General features: G+C 63.3%; 19 protein-coding genes and 1 pseudogene. 4 read left to right on the top strand and 16 right to left on the bottom strand.

Features of this window, described 5'->3' with window-relative positions; genetic code table 11:
* Positions 1-9 precede the first annotated feature (9 nt).
* From NK8_RS25145 to NK8_RS25185, 9 genes are all read right to left on the bottom strand, one after another.
* Positions 10-774, bottom strand: coding sequence for an SDR family NAD(P)-dependent oxidoreductase (locus tag NK8_RS25145; protein ID WP_162068758.1), 765 nt, complete (start codon positions 772-774; stop codon positions 10-12).
* A gap of 42 nt (positions 775-816) precedes the next feature.
* On the bottom strand, positions 817-1467 hold the full coding sequence (locus tag NK8_RS25150; RefSeq protein WP_162068759.1) for an ANTAR domain-containing response regulator: 651 nt from the start codon (positions 1465-1467) through the stop codon (positions 817-819).
* Between the two features lies 1 nt (position 1468).
* A complete protein-coding gene (locus tag NK8_RS25155; RefSeq protein WP_213230894.1) occupies positions 1469-2623 on the bottom strand; it encodes a transporter substrate-binding domain-containing protein in 1155 nt (384 codons plus the stop codon).
* Between the two features lie 77 nt (positions 2624-2700).
* Complete coding sequence (locus tag NK8_RS25160; protein ID WP_162068761.1) at positions 2701-3687, bottom strand: acetamidase/formamidase family protein; 987 nt, start codon at positions 3685-3687, stop codon at positions 2701-2703.
* A gap of 13 nt (positions 3688-3700) precedes the next feature.
* Positions 3701-4408, bottom strand: a complete 708-nt coding sequence (locus NK8_RS25165) for an ABC transporter ATP-binding protein (RefSeq protein ID WP_162068762.1) — start codon at positions 4406-4408, stop codon at positions 3701-3703.
* Complete coding sequence (locus tag NK8_RS25170; protein ID WP_213230896.1) at positions 4405-5115, bottom strand: ABC transporter ATP-binding protein; 711 nt, start codon at positions 5113-5115, stop codon at positions 4405-4407. Before NK8_RS25170 ends, NK8_RS25165 begins: the two co-directional genes overlap by 4 nt.
* A complete protein-coding gene (locus tag NK8_RS25175; protein ID WP_213230898.1) occupies positions 5112-6182 on the bottom strand; it encodes an ABC transporter permease in 1071 nt (356 codons plus the stop codon). Before NK8_RS25175 ends, NK8_RS25170 begins: the two co-directional genes overlap by 4 nt.
* A 9-nt stretch (positions 6183-6191) precedes the next feature.
* Positions 6192-7061 carry a branched-chain amino acid ABC transporter permease gene (locus tag NK8_RS25180; protein ID WP_162068765.1) on the bottom strand — a complete coding sequence of 290 codons (870 nt, stop codon included), beginning with the start codon at positions 7059-7061 and terminating at the stop codon, positions 6192-6194.
* Between the two features lie 63 nt (positions 7062-7124).
* Positions 7125-8360 (bottom strand): urea ABC transporter substrate-binding protein, encoded by a 1236-nt coding sequence (locus tag NK8_RS25185; RefSeq protein ID WP_162068766.1) that lies wholly within the window; start codon positions 8358-8360, stop codon positions 7125-7127.
* Between the two features lie 449 nt (positions 8361-8809).
* On the opposite strand from NK8_RS25185, the gene NK8_RS25190 reads away from it, so the two are divergent.
* A complete protein-coding gene (locus NK8_RS25190) occupies positions 8810-9205 on the top strand; it encodes a hypothetical protein (RefSeq protein ID WP_225936372.1) in 396 nt (131 codons plus the stop codon).
* Positions 9206-9227: 22 nt separating this feature from the next.
* Here the strand turns inward: NK8_RS25190 and NK8_RS25195 are convergent, their stop codons facing one another.
* From NK8_RS25195 to NK8_RS25205, 3 genes and pseudogenes are all read right to left on the bottom strand, one after another.
* The gene (locus NK8_RS25195; RefSeq protein ID WP_213230901.1) at positions 9228-9974 is read right to left on the bottom strand and encodes a dienelactone hydrolase family protein; all 747 of its coding nucleotides are present in this window, start codon (positions 9972-9974) and stop codon (positions 9228-9230) included.
* Between the two features lie 35 nt (positions 9975-10009).
* Positions 10010-11486 (bottom strand): annotated as a pseudogene (locus NK8_RS25200) (ATP-binding cassette domain-containing protein).
* 74 nt (positions 11487-11560) lie between these two features.
* Positions 11561-12394, bottom strand: a complete 834-nt coding sequence (locus tag NK8_RS25205) for an oxidoreductase (protein ID WP_213230904.1) — start codon at positions 12392-12394, stop codon at positions 11561-11563.
* A 139-nt stretch (positions 12395-12533) separates the two neighbouring features.
* Here NK8_RS25205 and NK8_RS25210 point away from each other — a divergent pair, with 139 nt between their 5' ends.
* Entirely contained in the window at positions 12534-13445 is a 912-nt protein-coding gene (locus tag NK8_RS25210; RefSeq protein WP_213230906.1) for an AraC family transcriptional regulator, read from the top strand.
* On the opposite strand, the gene NK8_RS25215 is transcribed toward NK8_RS25210, so the two are convergent.
* Positions 13434-14126 carry an HAD family phosphatase gene (locus tag NK8_RS25215; protein WP_225936373.1) on the bottom strand — a complete coding sequence of 231 codons (693 nt, stop codon included), beginning with the start codon at positions 14124-14126 and terminating at the stop codon, positions 13434-13436. The two genes, NK8_RS25210 and NK8_RS25215, sit on opposite strands and share 12 nt — an antisense overlap.
* A gap of 374 nt (positions 14127-14500) precedes the next feature.
* Between NK8_RS25215 and murJ the strand changes: the two genes are divergently transcribed.
* Entirely contained in the window at positions 14501-15823 is a 1323-nt protein-coding gene (gene murJ / locus NK8_RS25220; protein ID WP_225936374.1) for a murein biosynthesis integral membrane protein MurJ, read from the top strand.
* A gap of 86 nt (positions 15824-15909) precedes the next feature.
* Positions 15910-16131, top strand: a complete 222-nt coding sequence (locus NK8_RS25225; protein WP_213230910.1) for a prevent-host-death protein — start codon at positions 15910-15912, stop codon at positions 16129-16131.
* A gap of 34 nt (positions 16132-16165) precedes the next feature.
* Here NK8_RS25225 and NK8_RS25230 read toward each other — a convergent pair whose 3' ends face one another.
* The 3 genes from NK8_RS25230 to NK8_RS25240 all read right to left on the bottom strand — a co-directional run bounded on the left by NK8_RS25230 (position 16166) and on the right by NK8_RS25240 (position 20029).
* Entirely contained in the window at positions 16166-17557 is a 1392-nt protein-coding gene (locus NK8_RS25230; protein ID WP_213230912.1) for an LLM class flavin-dependent oxidoreductase, read from the bottom strand.
* A 24-nt stretch (positions 17558-17581) separates the two neighbouring features.
* Complete coding sequence (locus NK8_RS25235; RefSeq protein WP_213230915.1) at positions 17582-18877, bottom strand: MFS transporter; 1296 nt, start codon at positions 18875-18877, stop codon at positions 17582-17584.
* A gap of 87 nt (positions 18878-18964) precedes the next feature.
* Positions 18965-20029: an amidohydrolase gene (locus tag NK8_RS25240; protein WP_213230917.1), complete on the bottom strand. Its 1065-nt coding sequence runs from the start codon at positions 20027-20029 to the stop codon at positions 18965-18967.
* Positions 20030-20036: the final 7 nt, after the last annotated feature.

Genomic DNA, 20036 nt, shown 5'->3' on the forward strand with positions numbered 1-20036 from the left:
ACCCGCGCCTCAGAGCTGCACGCCGCGCGTGAGCGCACCGTCGACCACGAAGTTCGCCCCGCTCACGAAACTCGCCGCCGGACTCGCGATGAACGCCACCGCGTTGGCGATTTCCTGCGGCCGGGCCATGCGTCCGGTCGGATTCAGCGCGAGCGCGCGCTCGAACAGCGCCGCATCGTTGTGCTCGATCCAGTCCCACACGCCGCCTTCGAAGTACACATTGCCGGGCGAGACCGTATTCGCGCGAATGCCCTTTGACGCCAACTGATTCGCGAGCCCCTGCATGTAATGCACGAGCGCGGCCTTGAACACGCCATACGGGCCCGCGGCGAAGTCGATCTCGCGTCCCGAAACGCTCGATATCGCGACGATCGACGCGGCCTTGCTCGCGGTGAGAAACGGCATGGCGGCATCGACGAGATTGACGGTGCCGAGCAGATCCGTCTCGAACTCCTTGCGCCACGATTCGATGTCGTTGCCGATGGCCAGCGCGCTCACATTGGCCACGACGATATCGAGCCCGCCCCAGTCCGCGCCGACGCGCCCGACCCACGCCTTCAGCGCGGCGCCATTCGACACGTCGACGGCCTCGCCCGATGCGCGCGCGCCGCCCAGTTCCGCCAGCGCGTTCGCGGTCGACTGCACGCTCGCCGCGTCGCGCGCGCAAATGGCGACATCCGCGCCTTCGGCGGCCAGCGTTCGCGCGATCGCGAGACCGATGCCCTTGGTGCCGCCGGTCACGATCGCCTTCAAGCCCTTCAAATGCAGGTCCATGTTCGTCGCTCCTGTGTCGATGGGATAACGCTGTGACGGCGCTCACTGCGGCTCGCGCCCGTCCTCCGGTGCCATGCCGCGGGCGATCTGCAGCACTTCGCCCGCCTGAATGACGGAGTGACAGATATCGTCGATGGTCACGCGCTTTTCCATTGCCTGCGCGCGCAGCATGTCGTACGCCTCGCGTTCGCTCACGCGATGCATGGTCATCAGAATGTTTTTGGCTTCCTGCAGATGCCGGCTGTCGAGCAGCTTCTGTTCGAGCTTGGCGATGCGCTGCGTATGCTGACGCAACCGCTTCGCGTGATACAGCGCCATTACCACGGTCGACAGCAGCCCCGACGCACGGATCGGCGTCGTGACGATGCCGTCCGCGCCCAGTTTGATGGCCTGATCGATGAAGGTCGGATTCTCATACGCCACCACGCAGATGACGGGCGGCGCATCCGGCCCGGACCACTCGCCCGCCGGCGCGCGTTCCTCCGGCAGCAGCGCGCGAAACACCAGATCGGTCCGGTCGGGCAGCGTGTCCTGCGGCGGCCAGCATCGCTCGACCTGAAAACCCATGCGCCGCAGATGATTCGTGAGCGTCAGGCCGTCGTCGTCGTCCGGATGGAAGACGACGACGCGCGCATTGCGCTCGAGGATGGAGCTCGTGAGACTACGCTGGCCTCTGTCCGCGCGCGCGCTCACGTCAGTAGTCCCGCGTGCTCAACTTCGTGACCCAGTCGCCGAGCGTCTGGCGCGTCATGTACGGATCGGGCCCGACGGCGAACTTAGATTCGCGCAGAATGGTGAACTGGCCATCCGCACTGGCGCGGCCAATGCGCGGATAGAGCGCCATGTGATGATTGACGGGATCGATTCGCACGCGGCCCTGCGGCGCCGCGAACTCCGAACCGAGCAGATGCGGCATGATGGTCCCGATTTCGTCCGAGCCCGCGCGCGCATACGCTTGCGCGAACATGTGCATCTGATAGTACGCGGCCTCCCAGTTCATGTCGGTGGGCGTATCCGCGCCGAAGCGCGCCTGATGATGCCGCACCGCGTGATGATTCTCCGGCGTATCGATGCTCTGGAAATACGGCGCGGCAGTGTAGTGCCCAGCCGCGATGCCGCGCTCCATCGCATGAATCTCGGTCTCGGAGGTATTCAGACTGCCGATCGGCATGCTGGCCGGATCGAAGTCCGCGTGTGCATAGGCATCGTAGAGATAAGGCACGGTCGCACCGATGACCGTGCTGAAGATCCAGTCCGGCGACTTGCGCCTGATGTCGGTGACGACCTGCGCGAACTGCTCGCGCGTGGCGTCGAGCGGCAGATAACGCTCGCCGAGAATCGCGCCTTCGGGATGTTGCAGCAGCAACTCCTGCATCGTTCGATTGCATTCGTACGGATAGACGTAGCGCGAACCGACGAAATAGACGCGCGCGCCGAACGTCTCCGTCATGAAGTCCGCGAGCTGCACGCCGTTCTGATTCGGCGACGCTCCGCTATAGATGATGTTGTCCGAATACTCGAAACCTTCGTACTGCTGGGAATAGATCAGCAGCCGGTTGTGCTTTTCGACGACGGGCAGCATTGCCTTGCGGCTGCTCGACGTATAACCGCCGAAGATGGTGTTGACGCCATCCTTCAGGATCAGGCGCTCGGCGAGCTCACGGAACGCGGCCGGGTCGGAGCCGGGGTCCAGATGAAGAGCGACGAGCTCCCGTCCGCCGATGCCGCCGCGCGCATTGATCTCCTCGATGGCGAGGCTCGCGCCGCGCCATTGAGACTGTTCGAGCAAGGCGGTCGAACCGCTCGTCGAGCAAAGCAGGCCCACTCGGATGGGATCGGACAAGGTCATTTCGTGACACGCTCTCGAATGCGCGCGGAGCGGCGCCCCGCGCTTTGATTCTTCTGACTGATGTGTACGCCACCGCGCTACTTGAGATACCGCTTGGCGACCATCGCGCCAACCGTATATTTTGGATCGACAAAATTACCGAGGCGCACACGGCCCACCTGGCTCAGCATCATGTACGCATCCCACTTGTCGAAGCCGTATTCCGCAGCCATCCACAGTACCAGTTCGCGATAGGCGATGCGCGTCGCGTCCTCCAGCGGCCGCGCGCTGCCGATGCTCATCAGTGCGTCCTCGTTCTCGAGCCGCGGCCAGTCGATCTTCCACTGCTTGATGAGATCGACGCGCACCGTCGTCGTGCTCTGATACTCGACGGCCGTGCCGCAGACTTCGCCATCGCCCTGACAGGCGTGTGCATCGCCGATGAAAAGCCGTCCGCCCGGCGAGCGCACCGGCAGATACGTGATGCTGCCCGGCCCCATGTCGGGCACGTCCATGTTGCCGCCGTGATTGTCGGGCGTGAGCGAGTTGATCGAATCGATCTCGGGCGAGAGACTCAACGTGCCGATATGCGGTTTGTAGGGCAGCGTGTTGCGTTTGCTCCAGTACACGTTCTCTTCGTCGATCCTGATCTTGCGCACCACTTCCGGCAGCGGCTCGTTGAGCAGCGCGGTGTAGTCGGTGCCGGTCAGCCCGCCGAAGTTCGGGATCATGCAGCAGAAGCCGTGCGGATCGTCGCCGCGCGGCGACATCTTCTCGATGTGCACCGCGATCACGTCGCCCTTCTCGGCGCCTTCGATCATGATCGGCCCGTTCTGCGGATTGAGGAACGGCACCTGCAGAACTTGCGACGGCTTGTCCGTTTCTTCCCTGATCTTGCCTTCGAACGCATCGCGCGTTTCGACCACGACGCGATCGCCCGGCTTGACGTGCAGCACGGGCTGCGAGTATGGGCCGATGGTGTAGTGATAAGTCTTCTGCATCTCCTCGGTGAGATGGTGCTCCACCGGCTCACGACCGGCGCCGACACCGCGCTTCATCATGATCGAATCTTCAAGCCATTTCATGTTCCGCTCTCCGTCACAGTGCCAGATACTGGCGAATCAGTTGTTCGTCCCCGAGTTGCGCGGGGCTCAGTGTCTCGACGATACGGCCCTTGTCCATCACGCAGCAGCGGGTCGCGATGCGCTCGACCATGCCGATGTCCTGCTCGACGAGCACCACGCCGATGCCCGTCTCGCGCGCGATCTGCTGCAGCGTCTCGCCGATCAGATCGACGATCGAGGGCTGAATGCCTTCCGACGGCTCGTCGAGCAGCAGCACCTTCGGCGAGCTGATGAGCGCACGCGCGATCGCCAGCTGCTGCTGTTCGCCGCCGCTCATGGTCCCGGCTTTCTGCTGGTAGCGCTTCTCAAGAATAGGAAAATAGCCGACGACTTTCTCCTTCATCCGCGCCGCCTGCGCGCGATTCGCCTGCGCGCCGACCTGCAGGTTTTCGGCGACCGTCAACGCACCGAAGATCTCGCGGCCCTGCGGCACGTAGCCCATGCCCTTTTGCGCGCGAACGTACGGTTTCTCGTGACCGATCGCCGTGCCGTCCAGGCCGATCGAACCGGCGTCGAGCCGGATGAGACCGATCAGCGCGCGCATCAGCGTGGTCTTGCCGACGCCGTTGCGCCCGATCAGCGCGAGCACCTCGCCCGGCCCGACGCCGAACGACACGCCATTGAGCACGCGCCCGCCACCGTAGCCCGCTTCCACACCCGACACTTCGAGCAACGCGCTCATTTCCGCTTCCCCAGATAGACTTCCGCGACATCGTCGCGTGCGAGGATCTCGTCGAGCGGGCCGTCGGCGAGCAGACGCCCGCCATGCAGCACCGTGACGCGCGAGGCGATCTGCCTGACGAAGGTCATGTCGTGCTCGACCACCATCATCGTGAGACCGGCTGCCGACAGACGCTTGATGAGTTCGCCCGTCGCATGCGTCTCCTCGACCGACATGCCCGCCACGGGTTCATCGAGAAACAGCAGCTTCGGGCGCAGCGACACGGCCATCGCGATTTCGAGCCACTGCTTCTTGCCGTGCGACAGATTGCGCGCCAGCACGTGCTCCTCGTGCTCCAGCATGAAGCGCCGCAGGAGTTCGTCGAGGCTTTCGGCGCGGTCGTCCTTCGCGCGATGCAGCGACAGTTGCAGGTGCTGACGCACGCTCAGGTCCGGGAACACGCCGGGAATCTGAAACTTGATGCTCATGCCCATGCGGATGCGTTCGTGCGGCAGCACATGACTCATGTCCTGGCCGAGGAACATCACGCTGCCTTCCGACGGCCGATGCTCACCCGTGATGAGCTTGAAGAACGTGCTCTTGCCCGCGCCGTTCGGTCCGATCACGCAGCGAATCTCGCCTGCGTCGATCCTGAAGTCGATCCCGTTGATCACATGCGCGCCGCCGAAATGCTTTTTGAGCCCGCGGGTTTCCAGCAGCGTGGTCATGACTTGCCCTCCTCTCGCTTGAGACACGCGCCCGCGTGACGCGCGCCGCCGTTCGCGCGGCCTTTCACGCGGCACGCCACGCGCCGCAGTTGCCGCGTGACGAACGGCAGCAGGCCTTCGGGCGCGGCCAGCACGACGATCAGCAGAATCGCGCCGAGCAGGATCAATGCATACTGGCTGCCGTACACCGCCAGATTCTGCGAGAGCCAGACGAGCAGCGCCGTGCCGAGAATGGTCCCGCCGATGCTCTTCCTGCCCGAGGTCGCGACCCAGATGACGGGCATCGCGGCGGCGGTGAGGCCCATCGTCGATGGCGTGATGTAGGCGCCCCAGATCGTGTACAGCGCGCCCGACAGGCCGCCCAGCGTGCAGCCGAGCACGAACACCAGCAACTGATGACGGCGGATATCGACGCCCAGCATCTCCGCGCGCTGCGGGTTCTCGCGTATGGCGATGAGCGTGAGCCCGAAGGTGCCGTCGAGCAGCTTGCGCATCGCGGCATAGACCGCGATCAGCAGCAGCAGCACGAGGTAATAGAAGCTCGCGTTCTCCAGCGTGAGCGGTCCGCCCGGCCAGGGAATCGTGAGTTGCGGCATGCCGCCCATGCCGTTGTAGCCGTTCAGCCGCGCTTCGCCGATCGCCCATTGCGGCCCGGCCGTCTGCGACATGAAGGTTTCGAGCACGAGCGTCACCGACAGCGTGACGATGCCGATGAACACGCCCTTGATCCGGCCATAGAAGATCATGTAGCCGATCAGCGCCGCGGCGACGACGCTCACCGCCAGTCCCGCGCCGAGGCCGAGCCATGACTGGAACCATGTGTCGCCGTAGTTCAGCGTGAAGATGCCGTAGCTGTAGCCCGACAGCCCGAAAAACGCGGTCTGTCCGAACGACAGAATGCCGCCGTAGCCCCACATCGCGGCGAGCCCGAGCGCGCTGAACGCCCACAGCAGACAGTAAGCGAGATTGCCGCTGGTATTCGCATCGACGACGAGGGGCAGGCACAGCGCCACGAGCCACGGCGCGTAACGCAGCGCGCGCGCCGGAGGTACCTTCGATTGCTTCACGTCTGCCTCCTAGCGCAAGCGGGTGAAGAGATTGCCGAGGCCCTGCGGCATCAGCCGGATCACGACGATGACCGTGACCAGCAGCCCGATCTGCCCGAACAACTGGCCATACGACGCCGTCAGCGCGGTCTGGATGATGGCGAGCACGCCGGCGGCCGGCGTTGTACCCGCGATGACGTTCGCGCCGCCGACGACCACCGACACGAACGCCTGCACGATGAAGTTGCTGCCCATCGTCGGGACCGCGGTCATGGTCGGCGCGTAGAGCGCGCCGGTGAGTCCGGCCAGGCCCGCGCCCAGCGCGAAGGTCAGCGTATAGAGCCGGTCCGTGCGCAGGCCGAGACATTGCGCGATGCTCGCGTTCTGGATCGTCGCGCGCGCGCAGACGCCGTAGTTCGTCTTGAAGAACAGCAGATAGAGCCCGAACAGGATCGCCAGCGCGATGACCGGCAGCACGGCGCGATACGTCGAGAACGAGTAGTCGCCGAGCGAGAACGACCCGAACGGCGTGCCGATGCCTTCGATCGACGGACCGGCCACGAGCAGCATCGTCTGCTGCACGATGAGACTGATCGCCCACGTCGCCACGACGGAATCGAACAGGCGGTCGTACAGGTGACGAATGACGAGCCGTTCGATGACCACGCCCGCGAGCGCCGCCGCGAACGCGCCGAGCAGCATCGCAAGCGGCAGCGGCACGCCGCGCTTGGCCGCGATGATCGTGACGTACGCACCGCACATGATGAACTCGCCATGCGCGAGATTGATGACGCCCATCATGCCGAAGATCACCGCGAGACCCAGCGCCGCGAGCACCAGATACGCGAAGTTGTCGCCGAACTGATAGATCAGCGAATAGAGAACCGATAAGGTGGCCATGCTTGCCCCACGTTCAGGAGACCGGCGCGCGCACGTGTCCGTTCGAGCGCGCGCCGGCCCGGATCAGGACTTCTTCGGCAGATTCGACGGCGTGTACTGACGGTGATCCGGCTTGTTCGGCAGATCGCAGCCGACCTTCCCGAGCCAGTACGGCTGCACGTCGTTCCAGACCTTCGGAATATCGACGGAGTGATCTTCCTTCACGTGCACGAGATAGATGGTGTGACTCGCGTGATGACTCTTCGGATCGATGCAGACCTTGCCTTGCGCGCCTTCCGTGCAGATGTCGCCGCTCTCGAGGGCCTTGCGCACTGCATCCTGATTCGTCGACTTGGCCTTTTCTACGGCGGCCTTGTAGAGATAGATGGCGTCGTAGGCGTTCGCCGCTTCCTGGTTGATATACGGTTCGTTCGGGAACTTCGCGTGGAAGCGCTTCTTGAAGTCGTTGCTCGCGGGCGAATCGACTTCCTCGACGTAGTTCGCCGTCACGTACATGTCCTTGAGCGCGGGCGGTTTGAAGCGTTTGTGCTCATACGCCTGACCGACGTTGACCGAACTCGCCATCGGCAGATTCAGATGCGCCGAAGCCTGCTGCTCGTAATACGACGCCTGATTCGCCCCGACCAGCAACGTGACCACGAAGTCCGGTTTCGCCTTCTGGATGTTCTGGATCGTCTGGCCGAACTGCGATACCGAGAGCGGAATGAATTCCTCGCCGACCATGGTGCCGCCGTTTTCCTTGACGATATTGCGCACCCATTCCGCGGAGATCTGCCCGAAGTTGTAGTCGGCGGCGATGGTGTACACCTTCTTGCCGTACTTCTGCATCATCCAGGGAATGAGCGTCGAGAATTGCTGCTCCGGCACCGCGCCGGTCACGAAGGTGTTCGTGTCACAGACACCGCCTTCGTACTGGTTGTCGTACCAGTAGAGCTGATGCGCGCGGTCCATGATCGGGCGGATCGCTTCGCGCGACGCGCTGGAGAAAGCGCCGAAGATCACATCCGGCTTGTCCGTCTGGACGAGACGCCGTGCAAGCTCCTGAAACTTGGTGTTGTCCGATTGCGTGTCGTAGGCGATCAGCGTCACGGGACGTCCGAGGATGCCGCCCTTCGCGTTGATCTCTTCGACCGCGAGCTGCGTGGCGTGGATCTTCGGTATGGTCGCCAGTGCGAAGTTACCCGAGGCGTCCTCCAGCAGGCCGATCTTCACGGGGTCGGCCGCGCTCGATGCGAGCGACGTCATTGCAAGTCCTGCGGTGAGGGCGAGACGCATCCAGCCCGACGGCTTCAGCAACATGCGGATTCTCCAGAGAAGTGAACGCTAGAACAGGGAAAATGCGGACAAAAAAAAGCCCCCTGACGAACCGGTGGTTCGTCAGGGGGCTTCTGTGCCGGATCCTCGGGCGGACGTCTTTGTCAGGCCTCGCGGGATGTGCAGAGTCTAAGGCGCCGTATTTTTATTTGTCAACGCCGGAAAAAAATCGCCGACGGCTTCTGGATCGTCCATTAGTCACAGGAGAAATTCGTTCGAAGTCCTGTTTGGGCGGCTCAGCATGCGCTGAAACTAGAACTTTCAACTCGAAAGCTCTATAACTTTAAGCATTGCTCAGCCATGGGTCTGTGACCGGGTGCGATATGAAAAGGCTCACGCGTCGTGCGAGCATGCGGATTGTTGCGCTTTCTGCAACCCTGCTGACGAGCACTATCGGATGGTCACAATCGATTCCAAAGCAGGGGCCGATAGATGTGACCTTTACGGCATTCTGGCGCGATGTAAAGGAGACGCCGGTCGGAACGGATAACGCCGTCTATCTATCCGAAGCGACCATGGGCTTCGCCGAGAACAGGAAGACACCGCTGATGCAGAACATCACCGCGCGCTGCGTCGAAGCGGGTTTCAGCGCGGGCGTTGCCAACGGATTCTGCGTCTTCACGGACAAGGATGGCGATAACTTCGTCGAGACCTTCAGTCACGCGGCGGGCACGCCTGCGGGAAAAGCGGTGCTGGGCTCGGGAACGGGCAAGTACAAGGGCATAAAGGGCGAACTCGACTGGCAGCAGGTACAGCAGCTTCCCGCCGAGAAGGGCTCGTACAACTTCGTCGGCAAGAAGACGGGCAATTATCGGATAGGCGCGGATTGATGCGCGCCTGATCACGAGCGGTTCAATTCGAATTCTTGAGTGTCCGGTCGAAGAACCCGATCATCTTCGACCATCCGCGCTCGGCGGCCACCGGATCGTAGACGGGAAAGTCCGGTTTCATCCAGCCATGCGATGCACCGGCATATGTCTCAGCGCAGTACCGCACGCCGGCCTGATCGAACGCGTTCTCGAGACGCCGCGCCATGGCTGGCGGATAGGTCTCGTCGCCTTCCGCCGCTGCGATATAGACTTCGGCTTTCAATTGCGGCGCATGGCGATGCGGGCTTCCGGGTGCGTCGGTCGCGAGGTTTCCGCCGTGAAAGCTGGCCACAGCGGCAAAGCGATCGGGATAGGTGCCCGCGGCGGCGATCGCCATGCCGCCACCCATGCAGAAGCCGACTGCACCTATCGGCTTGCGCTCGACATCGATACGCGTGTCGAGATAACCCAGAAGCGCTGCTGTATCCTCCGCCGCCTTTTCGTTGCTCGTGGTCGCCATCAATGGGCCGAGGATCGCTCGCACGTCGCCCTTGAACACTTCCACCGGATCAAAAGGACCATAAGCGCCGTACCGATAGAACAAGTCGGGCAGCAGAACGACATATCCGGTATCGGCAAGGCGCTGGGCCATGGCGAGTGCGGCAGGCCGGATGCCGCCCGCATCCATATAGAAAATGATGGCGGGCGAAGGTGTTGCCGCGCCGGACGTGAAAACATACACGGGGCACACGCCATCGCGAGTCGAAATATTCACGTTCTCATGGGTCATGTCTTTGTGCCTCTGGCATGGGGCCGCTTCATCGGTCACGCAGCATCGCTTGCGGTCAGCTCGCCGAACTGAAGCGCGGCAAGCCGCGCATACAGCGGCGAGCTTCGAAGCAATTCGGCGTGACGGCCTTGCGCGACGATTCGCCCGTGCTCCATCACGACGATGCGGTCGGCCTGCTGAACAGTGGCGAGCCGATGCGCGATGACCAGGGTCGTGCGATTCTGCGCGGCATTGTCCAGCGCAGTTTGCACCAGCCGTTCGCTTGCCGCATCGAGCGCGCTGGTGGCTTCGTCGAGCAGCAGGATGGGCGGATTCCTGAGGATGGCACGTGCGATCGCGATCCGCTGACGTTGTCCGCCGGACAGCCTCACGCCCCGCTCGCCAAGAAACGTGTCGTAGCCTTGCGGAAGCTCCTCGATGAAATCGGCGGCGGCGGCCATGTCGGCGGCGTGTCGCGCCTGCGCGAGCGTTGCCTCGGGCATGCCGTAACGAATGTTGTCGAGCACGCTTCCCGAAAAGATCACCGAGTCCTGCAACACGACACCGATCGCCCGACGCAATGCGTCGAGCGACATGTGCTGCGTCGGGACACCGTTGATCGAAATGCTTCCGGACTGCGGATCGTAAAACCGCAGCAGCAACTGGAACAGCGTGGTCTTGCCCGCGCCCGACGGCCCGACGAGCGCGACGTGTTCACCCGGACGCACATCGAACGAGAATGCAGACAACGCGCTGATGCCGGGACGGGACGGATAGGAGAAGCCGACCTCGTCGAAGCGTATGCCTTCGCCTGCTGGCGGCATCGGCACGGTCGTGCGGGCCTGCGTGACGGGCGAGCGCGCCGCCAGCAGATCCATGAGCCGGTCGGTGGCGCCGGCGGCGCGCTGCAGATCGCCCCATACTTCTGCGAGCGTCCCCACGGCGCCCGCCGTGAACACCGCATACAGGATGAACTGCGACAATTGACCCGCCGTCATGTGTCCGGCCAGGACCGCCTGCGCGCCGAGCCAGAGCACGAACACCATGGCGGCGAACACGAACACGACCCGTCGCCAGCAGGGCATTGCGCAATCCGAGAGAGAGGCTCGTGCCGACCACAGTCTGGATCAGCGTGGTATCGGTCGTGAGGCGCGACAGGACTTCTCCGGTTTGCGTGGTCTCGAAGAATTGCGGACTCATGCCCATGATGTGATCGTAGACCGCGCGCCGCAAATCGGCCGTCACCCGTTCGCCCAGCCACGAGACCCAGTAAAAGCGCAGCGCCGTCGCACCGGCGAGGATGAGCGAGATGACAAAAAGCCCGATGAAATAGCGATCGATATGGGTCCGGTCGCCGCTTGCGAAGCCGCGGTCGATCAGGTATCTGAACGCCATCGGCAGCGCCAGTGTCGCGCCCGCCGATGTCACGAGAGCCAGGAACGCGAGCGCCCAGCGCCCGGCGTACGGCCGCAGGAAAGGGACGAGGGCGAACAGAGGGCCAACGCGTGGAGCGGAGGCGGCGGAAGTCGGCATGGAATCGCGTGATGGTGGGGATCGGTCGATAGTACCAATCGCCGAGCGGAACTGCTGCCGGGCTACGCGGCCGGTCAGCCGTCCGTGGAAACCGTGACGTCTTCCCAGTCACTGATCTCGCGCTCCAGTGCCGACAGCTTCTCTCTCACGAGCCGGAGCGCATCGCTACCGAGCAAAAGATGCGCGGGAGGATGGTCCGCGACGATGGCGGCAAGCATCGCGCGCGCCGCCTTGCGGGGATCGCCCAGCTGCTTACCGCTTTTTTCCTCGCGCGCCTGGCGGATGGGATCGAAGACGGAATCGTAATCCGCGATCGACCGGGGCGTGCGCGTCATCGAGCGGCCCGCCCAGTCGGTGCGAAACGAACCCGGCGCGACGGCTGTCACGGCGATGCCGAACGGCTCGACTTCCTTGCCGAGCGCTTCGGAGACACCCTCCAGTGCGAACTTGCTTCCGCAATAGTAGGTAATCCCCGGCATGGTGATATGACCGCCCATCGACGTGATGTTCAGGATGCGGCCTTGTCTGCGCTTGCGCATGAACGGAATCACGGCCTTCATCATGGCGACGGCGCCGAACACGTTCACGTCGAACTGTCTGCGCATCTCGGACAAGGGCGATTCCTCCATGATGCCCTCGTGCCCGTAGCCGGCATTGTTGACCAGCACGTCGATGGGCCCGACGGACGCCTCGATTTCCGCCACGACGCCATCGATGGCATCGAAATCGGTCACGTCGAGCACACGCGCGAATGCGGCGTTCGCAGACAGGGACTCGAAGTCACGCTTTGCCTGATCGCTTCTCACGGTGCCGACGACCGTGTGCCCGGCTGCCAGCGCCTCTTGTGCGAGCGCACGGCCGAAACCGCTGCTGACGCCGGTAATGAGCAGAATCTTGCTGGATGCCATGGGAGCTTTTCCTCTCGAATGTTCACTGGAGAGTGCAGAATAGTATGGCGAAGGACGCTAGCCAAGCCACGATCCGCTAACTTTATTGCCTAAACCTATGAGCATGAAACGGGCGCACTCTGCGCCAAGCCGGAACCGCATGATCGCGCTGCTTCGCGCGATGGCGCCCGAGGAAGGCTACAACCTCACGGCGCTGCCGGGCGTTCGCATCCTGCGTTCTGACCGGCCGCTGTCGCGCACGCCGGTTCTCTACGATCCCGGCATCGTGATCGTCTGTCAGGGCCGCAAACGTGGTTATTTCGGCGATCAGACATATCTATACGACGAGCATCACTATCTCGCCGTGTCGGTGCCCGTTCCGTTCAGCATGGAAACCGACGCTAGCCAGAAGCGTCCGTTGCTCGCGCTTTACCTTCACCTGGATTTCACGCTGGCCGCCGAACTGGCGGCGCAGATCGATCGTGAAGGCGTGCCGGATTACGTGCAGGCGCCTCAAAGCATGATGTCGACACCGATGGACGACGCGATGCAGACCTCCGTGTTGCGCTTCCTCGAGGCGATGAGCCGGCCGCTCGAAGCCGCGATTCTCGGCCCGGGTCTGCTGCGCGAACTCTACTTTCGCGTTCTGACCGGAGCACAGGGCGGCTCGATGCGCGAAGCCTTGGCGATGCGAGGACAGTTCGGGCGAATCGGCAAATCGCTGCGCCTCATTCATGCCGGCTATGGGCAGCCGCTGGACGTGTCACAGTTGGCCGAAGAAGCCGGAATGAGCATCCCGAGCTTCCACAGCCATTTCAAGGCGATCACTCAGGTTTCGCCGATGCAGTATCTGAAGTCGACGCGCTTGCACCAGGCGCGTCTGTTGATGATCCGCCAGGACCTGACCGCCGAGGCAGCGAGCCTCGCCGTGGGTTATACGAGCGCATCGCAGTTCAACCGGGAATTCAAGAGGCTTTTTGGCTTGACGCCAGCGGCGGAGACGCGGCGGATGCGCGCAAGCTTCGCTATCCCTGCTCCGTTTGCTGATTCGGCGTATGTGTCATCTCATTGACGATACAGCGCGCGCGCAAAGCGAATCCCCATCGAGACCCAACGCCAGCGCCAGTTCGCGCGGCGAGCGAACGACCTGCGCTTCTGCGGGGAAAAGCGCGGCGCCTTCATCGTCGAACGGCCAGGCGAGCACCCGCATATGCGCGGCGATGGCGGCGCGCGCGCCCGTCGGGCTGTCTTCCACCGCGATCACTTCCTCGGGCGCGAGACGCAGCAGCCACGCCGCACGCTCGTACGGCTCGGGGCTCGGCTTGCCGTGGCGCACATCGTTGACGCTGATGGTGACGAGCGACGGCTCCTCGATGCCGAGCGCGCGCAGATTCGCTTCGAGCAGCATGCGCGATGCGTTCGACACGATCGCCTGCGTGATGCCCGCGGCCTTCGCGGCGCGATAGACCTCGAGCGCGCCGGGGCGCGGCACGAGCGCGGGCGCACCTTCGAGATAGGTCCTCGCGCGAAACGCGGACCAGTCGGCGTAATCGACCGACAAGCCGAAGCGCTCGCAACACAGCGCATGCACTTCACGCCCCGTCTTGCCGAAGACGAGCGGATGCATCTCCTCGCCCGCTTCCACGCCATGACGCGCGAGCGCCGCAATCAGCGTGCGCAAATGCAGCGACTCGCTTTCCGCGAGCGTACCGTCCATATCCCACAAAATGGCCTTGATCAAAGCTTGATTCATCCTTTCCGATTATTGCGTGTCGAGAATGTCCAGATAACTTCATCGACGTGATTATCACCGTACAGCCGTCTTGTCTGAGACATACCGCGCATATCTTATCGAAAGCAAGCGTCGCGCATTCGCATTCTTATGAAGCAGTAATGCTGCGTAACAAAGCGAGCTTCATACCCTCGATCAAACGTCTTGAAGCGCGTGATAGAGTCATCGACGGCTTCTTGCGCGGTTTTATTCCTTCTCGGGCGGCCTGCATTCGTCCGGCCTTACAACGCTCAACTATAAAGATATCGTCCTGGGTCATTACGCAGGGCGATCGGCTGACTGGAGGTTTAGTGCTTACCGCAGCGGTGGAATCCGTCCGAAGACGCTTGGGCGGCATGCATCAGGATCACAAGCGAATCGCGAGAAGCGCGTTCGTTCTCCTGATCTTCGTTCTCGCCGGCAAGTGCATAGGCGCATCGAAGGAAATGGCGATCGCCTACCGCTATGGAATCAATGGCACTGTCGATGCCTATCAGCTTGCTCTCACACTCGTCACCTGGCTGCCCACTCTGCTCACCAACGAGCTGAGCGTGCTGCTCGTGCCGGCCCTCGTCGCGCTTCGCAAGGATAAATCGCAACAGAACGGATTTCTCGGCGAACTCGAAGGCATGGGGTTCGTTATTTCCCTGGCGTTCTGCCTGCTGCTCTATCTTTCCTGGCCTTACATGGCCGAGCTCGTCGCCACGAGTCTGTCTCCGTCCACACGCGAGAGCGTCCGGCAGATGATCCTCGGCATGATTCCGGTCGGCGTGCTGACCTTCACCATCTGCATATCGGCGTCGCGGCTTCAGGCTTCGGGACGGCACATCAATACTCTGCTCGAATGCGTGCCGGCCATCGGCCTGCTGATTTTTGTGCTCGCCGCGCAAAACAGCGAGTCGATCATGCCGCTCGTGCTGGGCACGTCGATCGGCTTCGTGGTGCAGGCGGTATGGCTCAGGATATTGGCGCGGCGCGCGGACGGCGCGTCCGACATGCCGCGCGTCTCGATGAACGCGCCCCAGTGGCCGAAGACCATCCGCTCGATGGGCACGCTGATGGTCGGATCGGTGGTCGCCGGACTGTGGCTTCCGGTAGACCAGTACTTCATGGCGCAACAAGGCGATGGCGCGATCGCGACGCTCGGCTATGCGAACCGGCTGCTCTCGCTGCTGCTCAGCATGGGCGCGCTCGCCATCAGCCGCGCCACGCTGCCGATTCTGTCGGAGATCCTTTTTCAGGGCGATCACGTGCGCGCGCGCAGCACCGCGCTGAAGTGGTCGGGTGTCATGCTGACCGTAGGCTTGCTCGGCGCCTGCCTGGCCTATGTTCTCGCGCCGTACGCGATCAAGCTGCTGTTTCAGAAAGGCGCGTTCACCGCCGACGACACGCTCGCCGTCACCACCTTGTTCCGCTTCGGTCTGTTGCAGGTGCCGTTCTACTTCGGCATGTGCGTGCTCGTGCAGTTGTTCGCGAGCGAGATGCGCTATCGCACGATCTCCATCGTTTCGCTGCTGGGGTTCTCGGTCAAGGTGCTCTGCAATGTCCTGCTGGTGCGCCTGTATGGGGCGCAGGGCGTGCTGCTTGCGACCGGCGTCGGCGCTGCTTGCATACACGCGTGCTATATCTATCTGGCGAGATTTCGGCTTTCGCTTGCGAGTGGTCGGACAGGGATATAGGGGAACTCGCCTGCCCGATCGAGATGGGCGCCAAACCGAAAACAGTCTATATTCATCAGTCGATCAGACTATAACGGAGCGCCCCCATGCCTATCGCCGATCGCGTAAAGCCGCTCATCACGACGCGGAATGGCGAAGCGAAACTTGTCGTTCAGGATGCGCGGACCTGCGAAGCCACGCAGCAGACAATCGCGCTCCTGAAGATTCTCGAAATCGGCCAGAAGCGGATCGACCGCGGCGAATACGCCGACGGCGACGCATTCTTTGCGGAACTCGACCACCTCGACCGCCAGCGGAGACTCGCCTAGTGCAAGCCTCGCTGTCGAACCAACGCCCGCCCGCTCAAGCCACCTTGATCTTCGACGTCCTCGGAAACGCCGTCTTGCGCCAGTCTCCCGATTGCGGAATCGGCAGCCCAAGGTTCTCGCGCAGCGTGCCGCCCGTGTAGTCCTTGCGGAACAGCCCGCGCCGCTGCAGTTCTGGCACCACCATCCGCACGAAGTCCTCGTACGCGCCGGGCACGTGCGTCGGCGCGATCACGAAGCCATCGACGCCGCCCTCGACGAACCATTGCTCCATCTGATCCGCGACCGTCTTCGGCGTGCCGCAGAACACCGGAAACTCGTCGATGCGCGCGCGCTTGGAGAAGTCCACGAAATCGCGCACCGAAGGATTCTTCTTGCCCGACAGCGTCACCACGCGATCGCGGAAACCGGTCCAGCCGGAAATCGCGGCCATTTCGGCATCGCTGAACGGATCGTCGTAGCCGCGCTTCGAGAAGTCCGTGTTGAGCACTTCGCACAGCAGCGCGAGCGAATCGATCGGCTTCGCAAGCGCGTCGATGTACTCGCGCTCCTTCTGCGCGATCTCTTCCGACTCCGCGACGATCGTGTAGCATGCGGTCGAGATCTTCACCTCATCGGGATTGCGGCCTGCGTCGGCGAGCGCCTGTTTCATCTCCGCGTACTGCTTCTTGCCCACCGCGAGATTCGGATAGACGACGAAGATCAGATCCGCCCAGCGCGACGCGAACTGCCGCCCGCGCCCGCTCTGCCCCGCCTGGATCAGCACAGGATGTCCCTGCTGCGAGCGTGGCACGGTGAACGGACCGCGCGACTTGAAGAAGCGCCCTTCATGATCGAGACGATGCACTTTCGATGCATCCGCGAACCGGCCGCTTTCCTTGTCGAGAATCAGCGCGCCGTCTTCCCACGTGTCCCAGTGGCCCATCACGGTTTCGACGAACTCGTCGGCGCGGTCGTAACGCAGATCGTGTTCGAGATGCGCGCTCTCGCCAAAGTTCGCCGCTTCCGAATCGTTCAGCGACGTCACGACATTCCACGCGGCGCGTCCCTTGGTCATCAGATCGAGTGTGCCGAACGTGCGCGCAATATGGAACGGCTCGTAATACGTCGTCGAATACGTCGCGCCGAGGCCGATCTTCGACGTGACCATGCCCATCGCGGTGAGGATCGAGACCAGGTCCATCTTCACGGCGCGCACGCCGTTCTCGACCGTTTGCGCATGATCGTTGCCATAGATGTCGGGCATCGCGAGGCGGTCGTCGAAGAACGCCAGATGAAACTTGCCCTCTTCCAGCGTGCGCGCGATGCGCTGGTAATACTCGGGCGTCGTGAAGTCCTGCATCGCCGCGCTGTGCCGCCACGAGCCGGGATAGGTCGAGCAGTTCTGCGCCTGCAGAAAGCCGATCAGGGTCATTTGCTTTTTGGTCATTTCGATTTCCTTATGAAATTATTCTCAGACGCCGACCGATACTTCGTTGACGGTCGCGACGCTGTCGGACCTGCGAATCGGTGAGCGAGTCATGAGCAGGCTCACGAGCGCGCCGGCCAGTGCGAGCGCACCCGCGATATAAAACGCGTTGTTGTAGCTGTGCGTGATGGCGACCACATAGCCGGTGGCGATCGGCGCGATCATCGCGAACGAAGCGCCGCCCGTGATCAGCAGGCCCGTGCCGCGTCCCACTTCAGCCGACGACGGCAGCAAATCGCCGATCAGCGCGATGTTCATCGCGAGCGCCGCCTGCGCGCCGGTCAGCGACAGCGTGAACACGGCGACCATCACCCACATGTCATCGACGAAAGGCGTCGCGAGCACGACCGATGTCAGCAGCATCGACGCCGCCACCATGGTGCGCCGTCCGCCCTTGTTGATCGCTTCGACCGGCAGCAGACGATCGCTCAGCTTGCCGATCCCGAGCGCGAGAATCACCGAAAGCGCATACGGCAGCGCCGTGAAATAGCCGCTCGTCACGATGTCCAGATGCCGCTCCGTCTGCAGATAACTCGGCAGCCACGTGAGAAACAGAAACTGTGCGTACGAACCGAAGCCCTGCGTGATGAGCAGACCCCACACGCTCACCGATTTCAGCAGGTCGGGAATGGAGAGCGTCGGGCCGCTCGGCGCGTCGGGCATTCCGCCATTGCGCTCGCGCAGGATCAGCGCGCGCTCTTCGTCGTCGATGAAGCTCGCAAACTCGGGCTTCCTGAACCACTTGAGCCAGCAGACGAGCCAGATCGCGCCCGAGCTGCCGACCAGCACGAAGCCCGTGCGCCAGCCGAAGAGCTGCACCGCCCACGCGACGACCAGCGCACCGATCGCCGGCCCGGCGTACGAGCCGCTGTTGAGCGTCGCCGCCGCGATGCCGCGTTCGCGCGCCGGCATCCATTCGCGGATCACCTTGCCGCCCGCCGGATACGACGACGCCTCGCCCGCGCCCATCACGAGACGCGTGACGAGGATCGACGCGTAGCTCCACGCGAAGCCCGTCGCGACGGTGGCGAGCGAGAAGATCGCCATGCCGATGGCGTTGACGTAGCGCGTGCCCCAGCGGTCGAGCGCGAGACCCCAGATAATCAGGCTCGCAAAGTACGTCCAGATGAACGACGACAACAGAAAGCCCATCTGGATCGGGCTGATGCCGAACTCGTGCGCGATCGGCTGCGCGGCGACCGACAGCGCGACGCGGTCGATGTAGTTGATGCTCGTGAGCGAAAACAGAAATATGTAGATGAAGATGCGGCGATTTCTCATGTGTCTCCTCCGAAAATCCGTGCGCGCGATCTCGCGCGCCGGATGGTCTTTGCCTGTACGGATGTCTGCAACGCTTCAGTCCGCTCGTTATGAAATCGCCTCCTCCGTCAACGTCTCGACGCCAAGCGCGTACACACGATTGGCCGTGCCCGCGAGCAGCGCGCGGCGCGCCGCCGCCGGATGACCGGCGCACATGATCTTGAATGCGTTCCACACCGACACGTAGTTGCAACTGCCCTTGTCGACGGGAAAATTGCTCTCGAACATGCAGCGTTGCGCGCCGAACAGATCGATGCAGGTACGCACATAAGGCGTCCAGCGCTCGACGAGTTCGAGGCAGCTTGCGGGTTTCGCGGCATCGGCGAAGGACAGGCCCGTGCGCGGCATGGCGAGGCCGCCGATCTTCACGATGACGTTCTCGTTCGACGCCACGCGCGCGAGCGACGTGCTCCATGCCTCGCGGACCAGCGCGCGCTGGCCCGCATACGGCCCGATGCCGAGCGGCCCGCCGCAGTGGTTCAGCACGATCGGCAGACGCGGATGACGGCGTGCGAGCGCGGCGGCCTGATCGAGTTGCGTGTGGTACACCCACAGATCGAGCACGAGGCCCATCTCCGTGAGGATCGCGCAGTAGCGGTCGAGTTCGGGCGAGCTGATCGTGTGTTCGTCGGGGCCATCGTGGGGCGCGGCGAATGCGGGATCGGCATGCCATGCGGCGCGCACGCGCACGCCGCGCATGCGCCCCTGCCCCGCGTCGATGTGCGCTTCGAGCACCGCCTGCGGATTCGCGACGAACGGATCGCCGTACGCGACGATGCCCTTTACGAGATTCGCATCGCCGTGCGGCAGACGCGCCGCGGCCTGCGCCTGCGCCACGGCGAAGCGCGTCTCGCCGACGGGCGCGAATCCGGCGGGCGCGTCGGCATCGAAATGCGCCTTGCATTCGACGAACACGCTCGCCAGCACGCGATGCCCCGCGCCCGCATCCGCGACGAACTCGGGCGCGTGATAGAACGCGCTCTCGACATCCCACAGATGATGATGCGGATCGATGACCGGCAACTCGGGCTCGACGGCCGGCTCGGCGACCTGCGCGAGCCACTCGGGCCGGATGCGCGGGAAATTGCTGTGTTCATACTTCGCGTCGAACATGCGCGCT

The organism is Caballeronia sp. NK8 (genome assembly GCF_018408855.1).
In the GTDB taxonomy this organism is placed as follows: domain Bacteria; phylum Pseudomonadota; class Gammaproteobacteria; order Burkholderiales; family Burkholderiaceae; genus Caballeronia.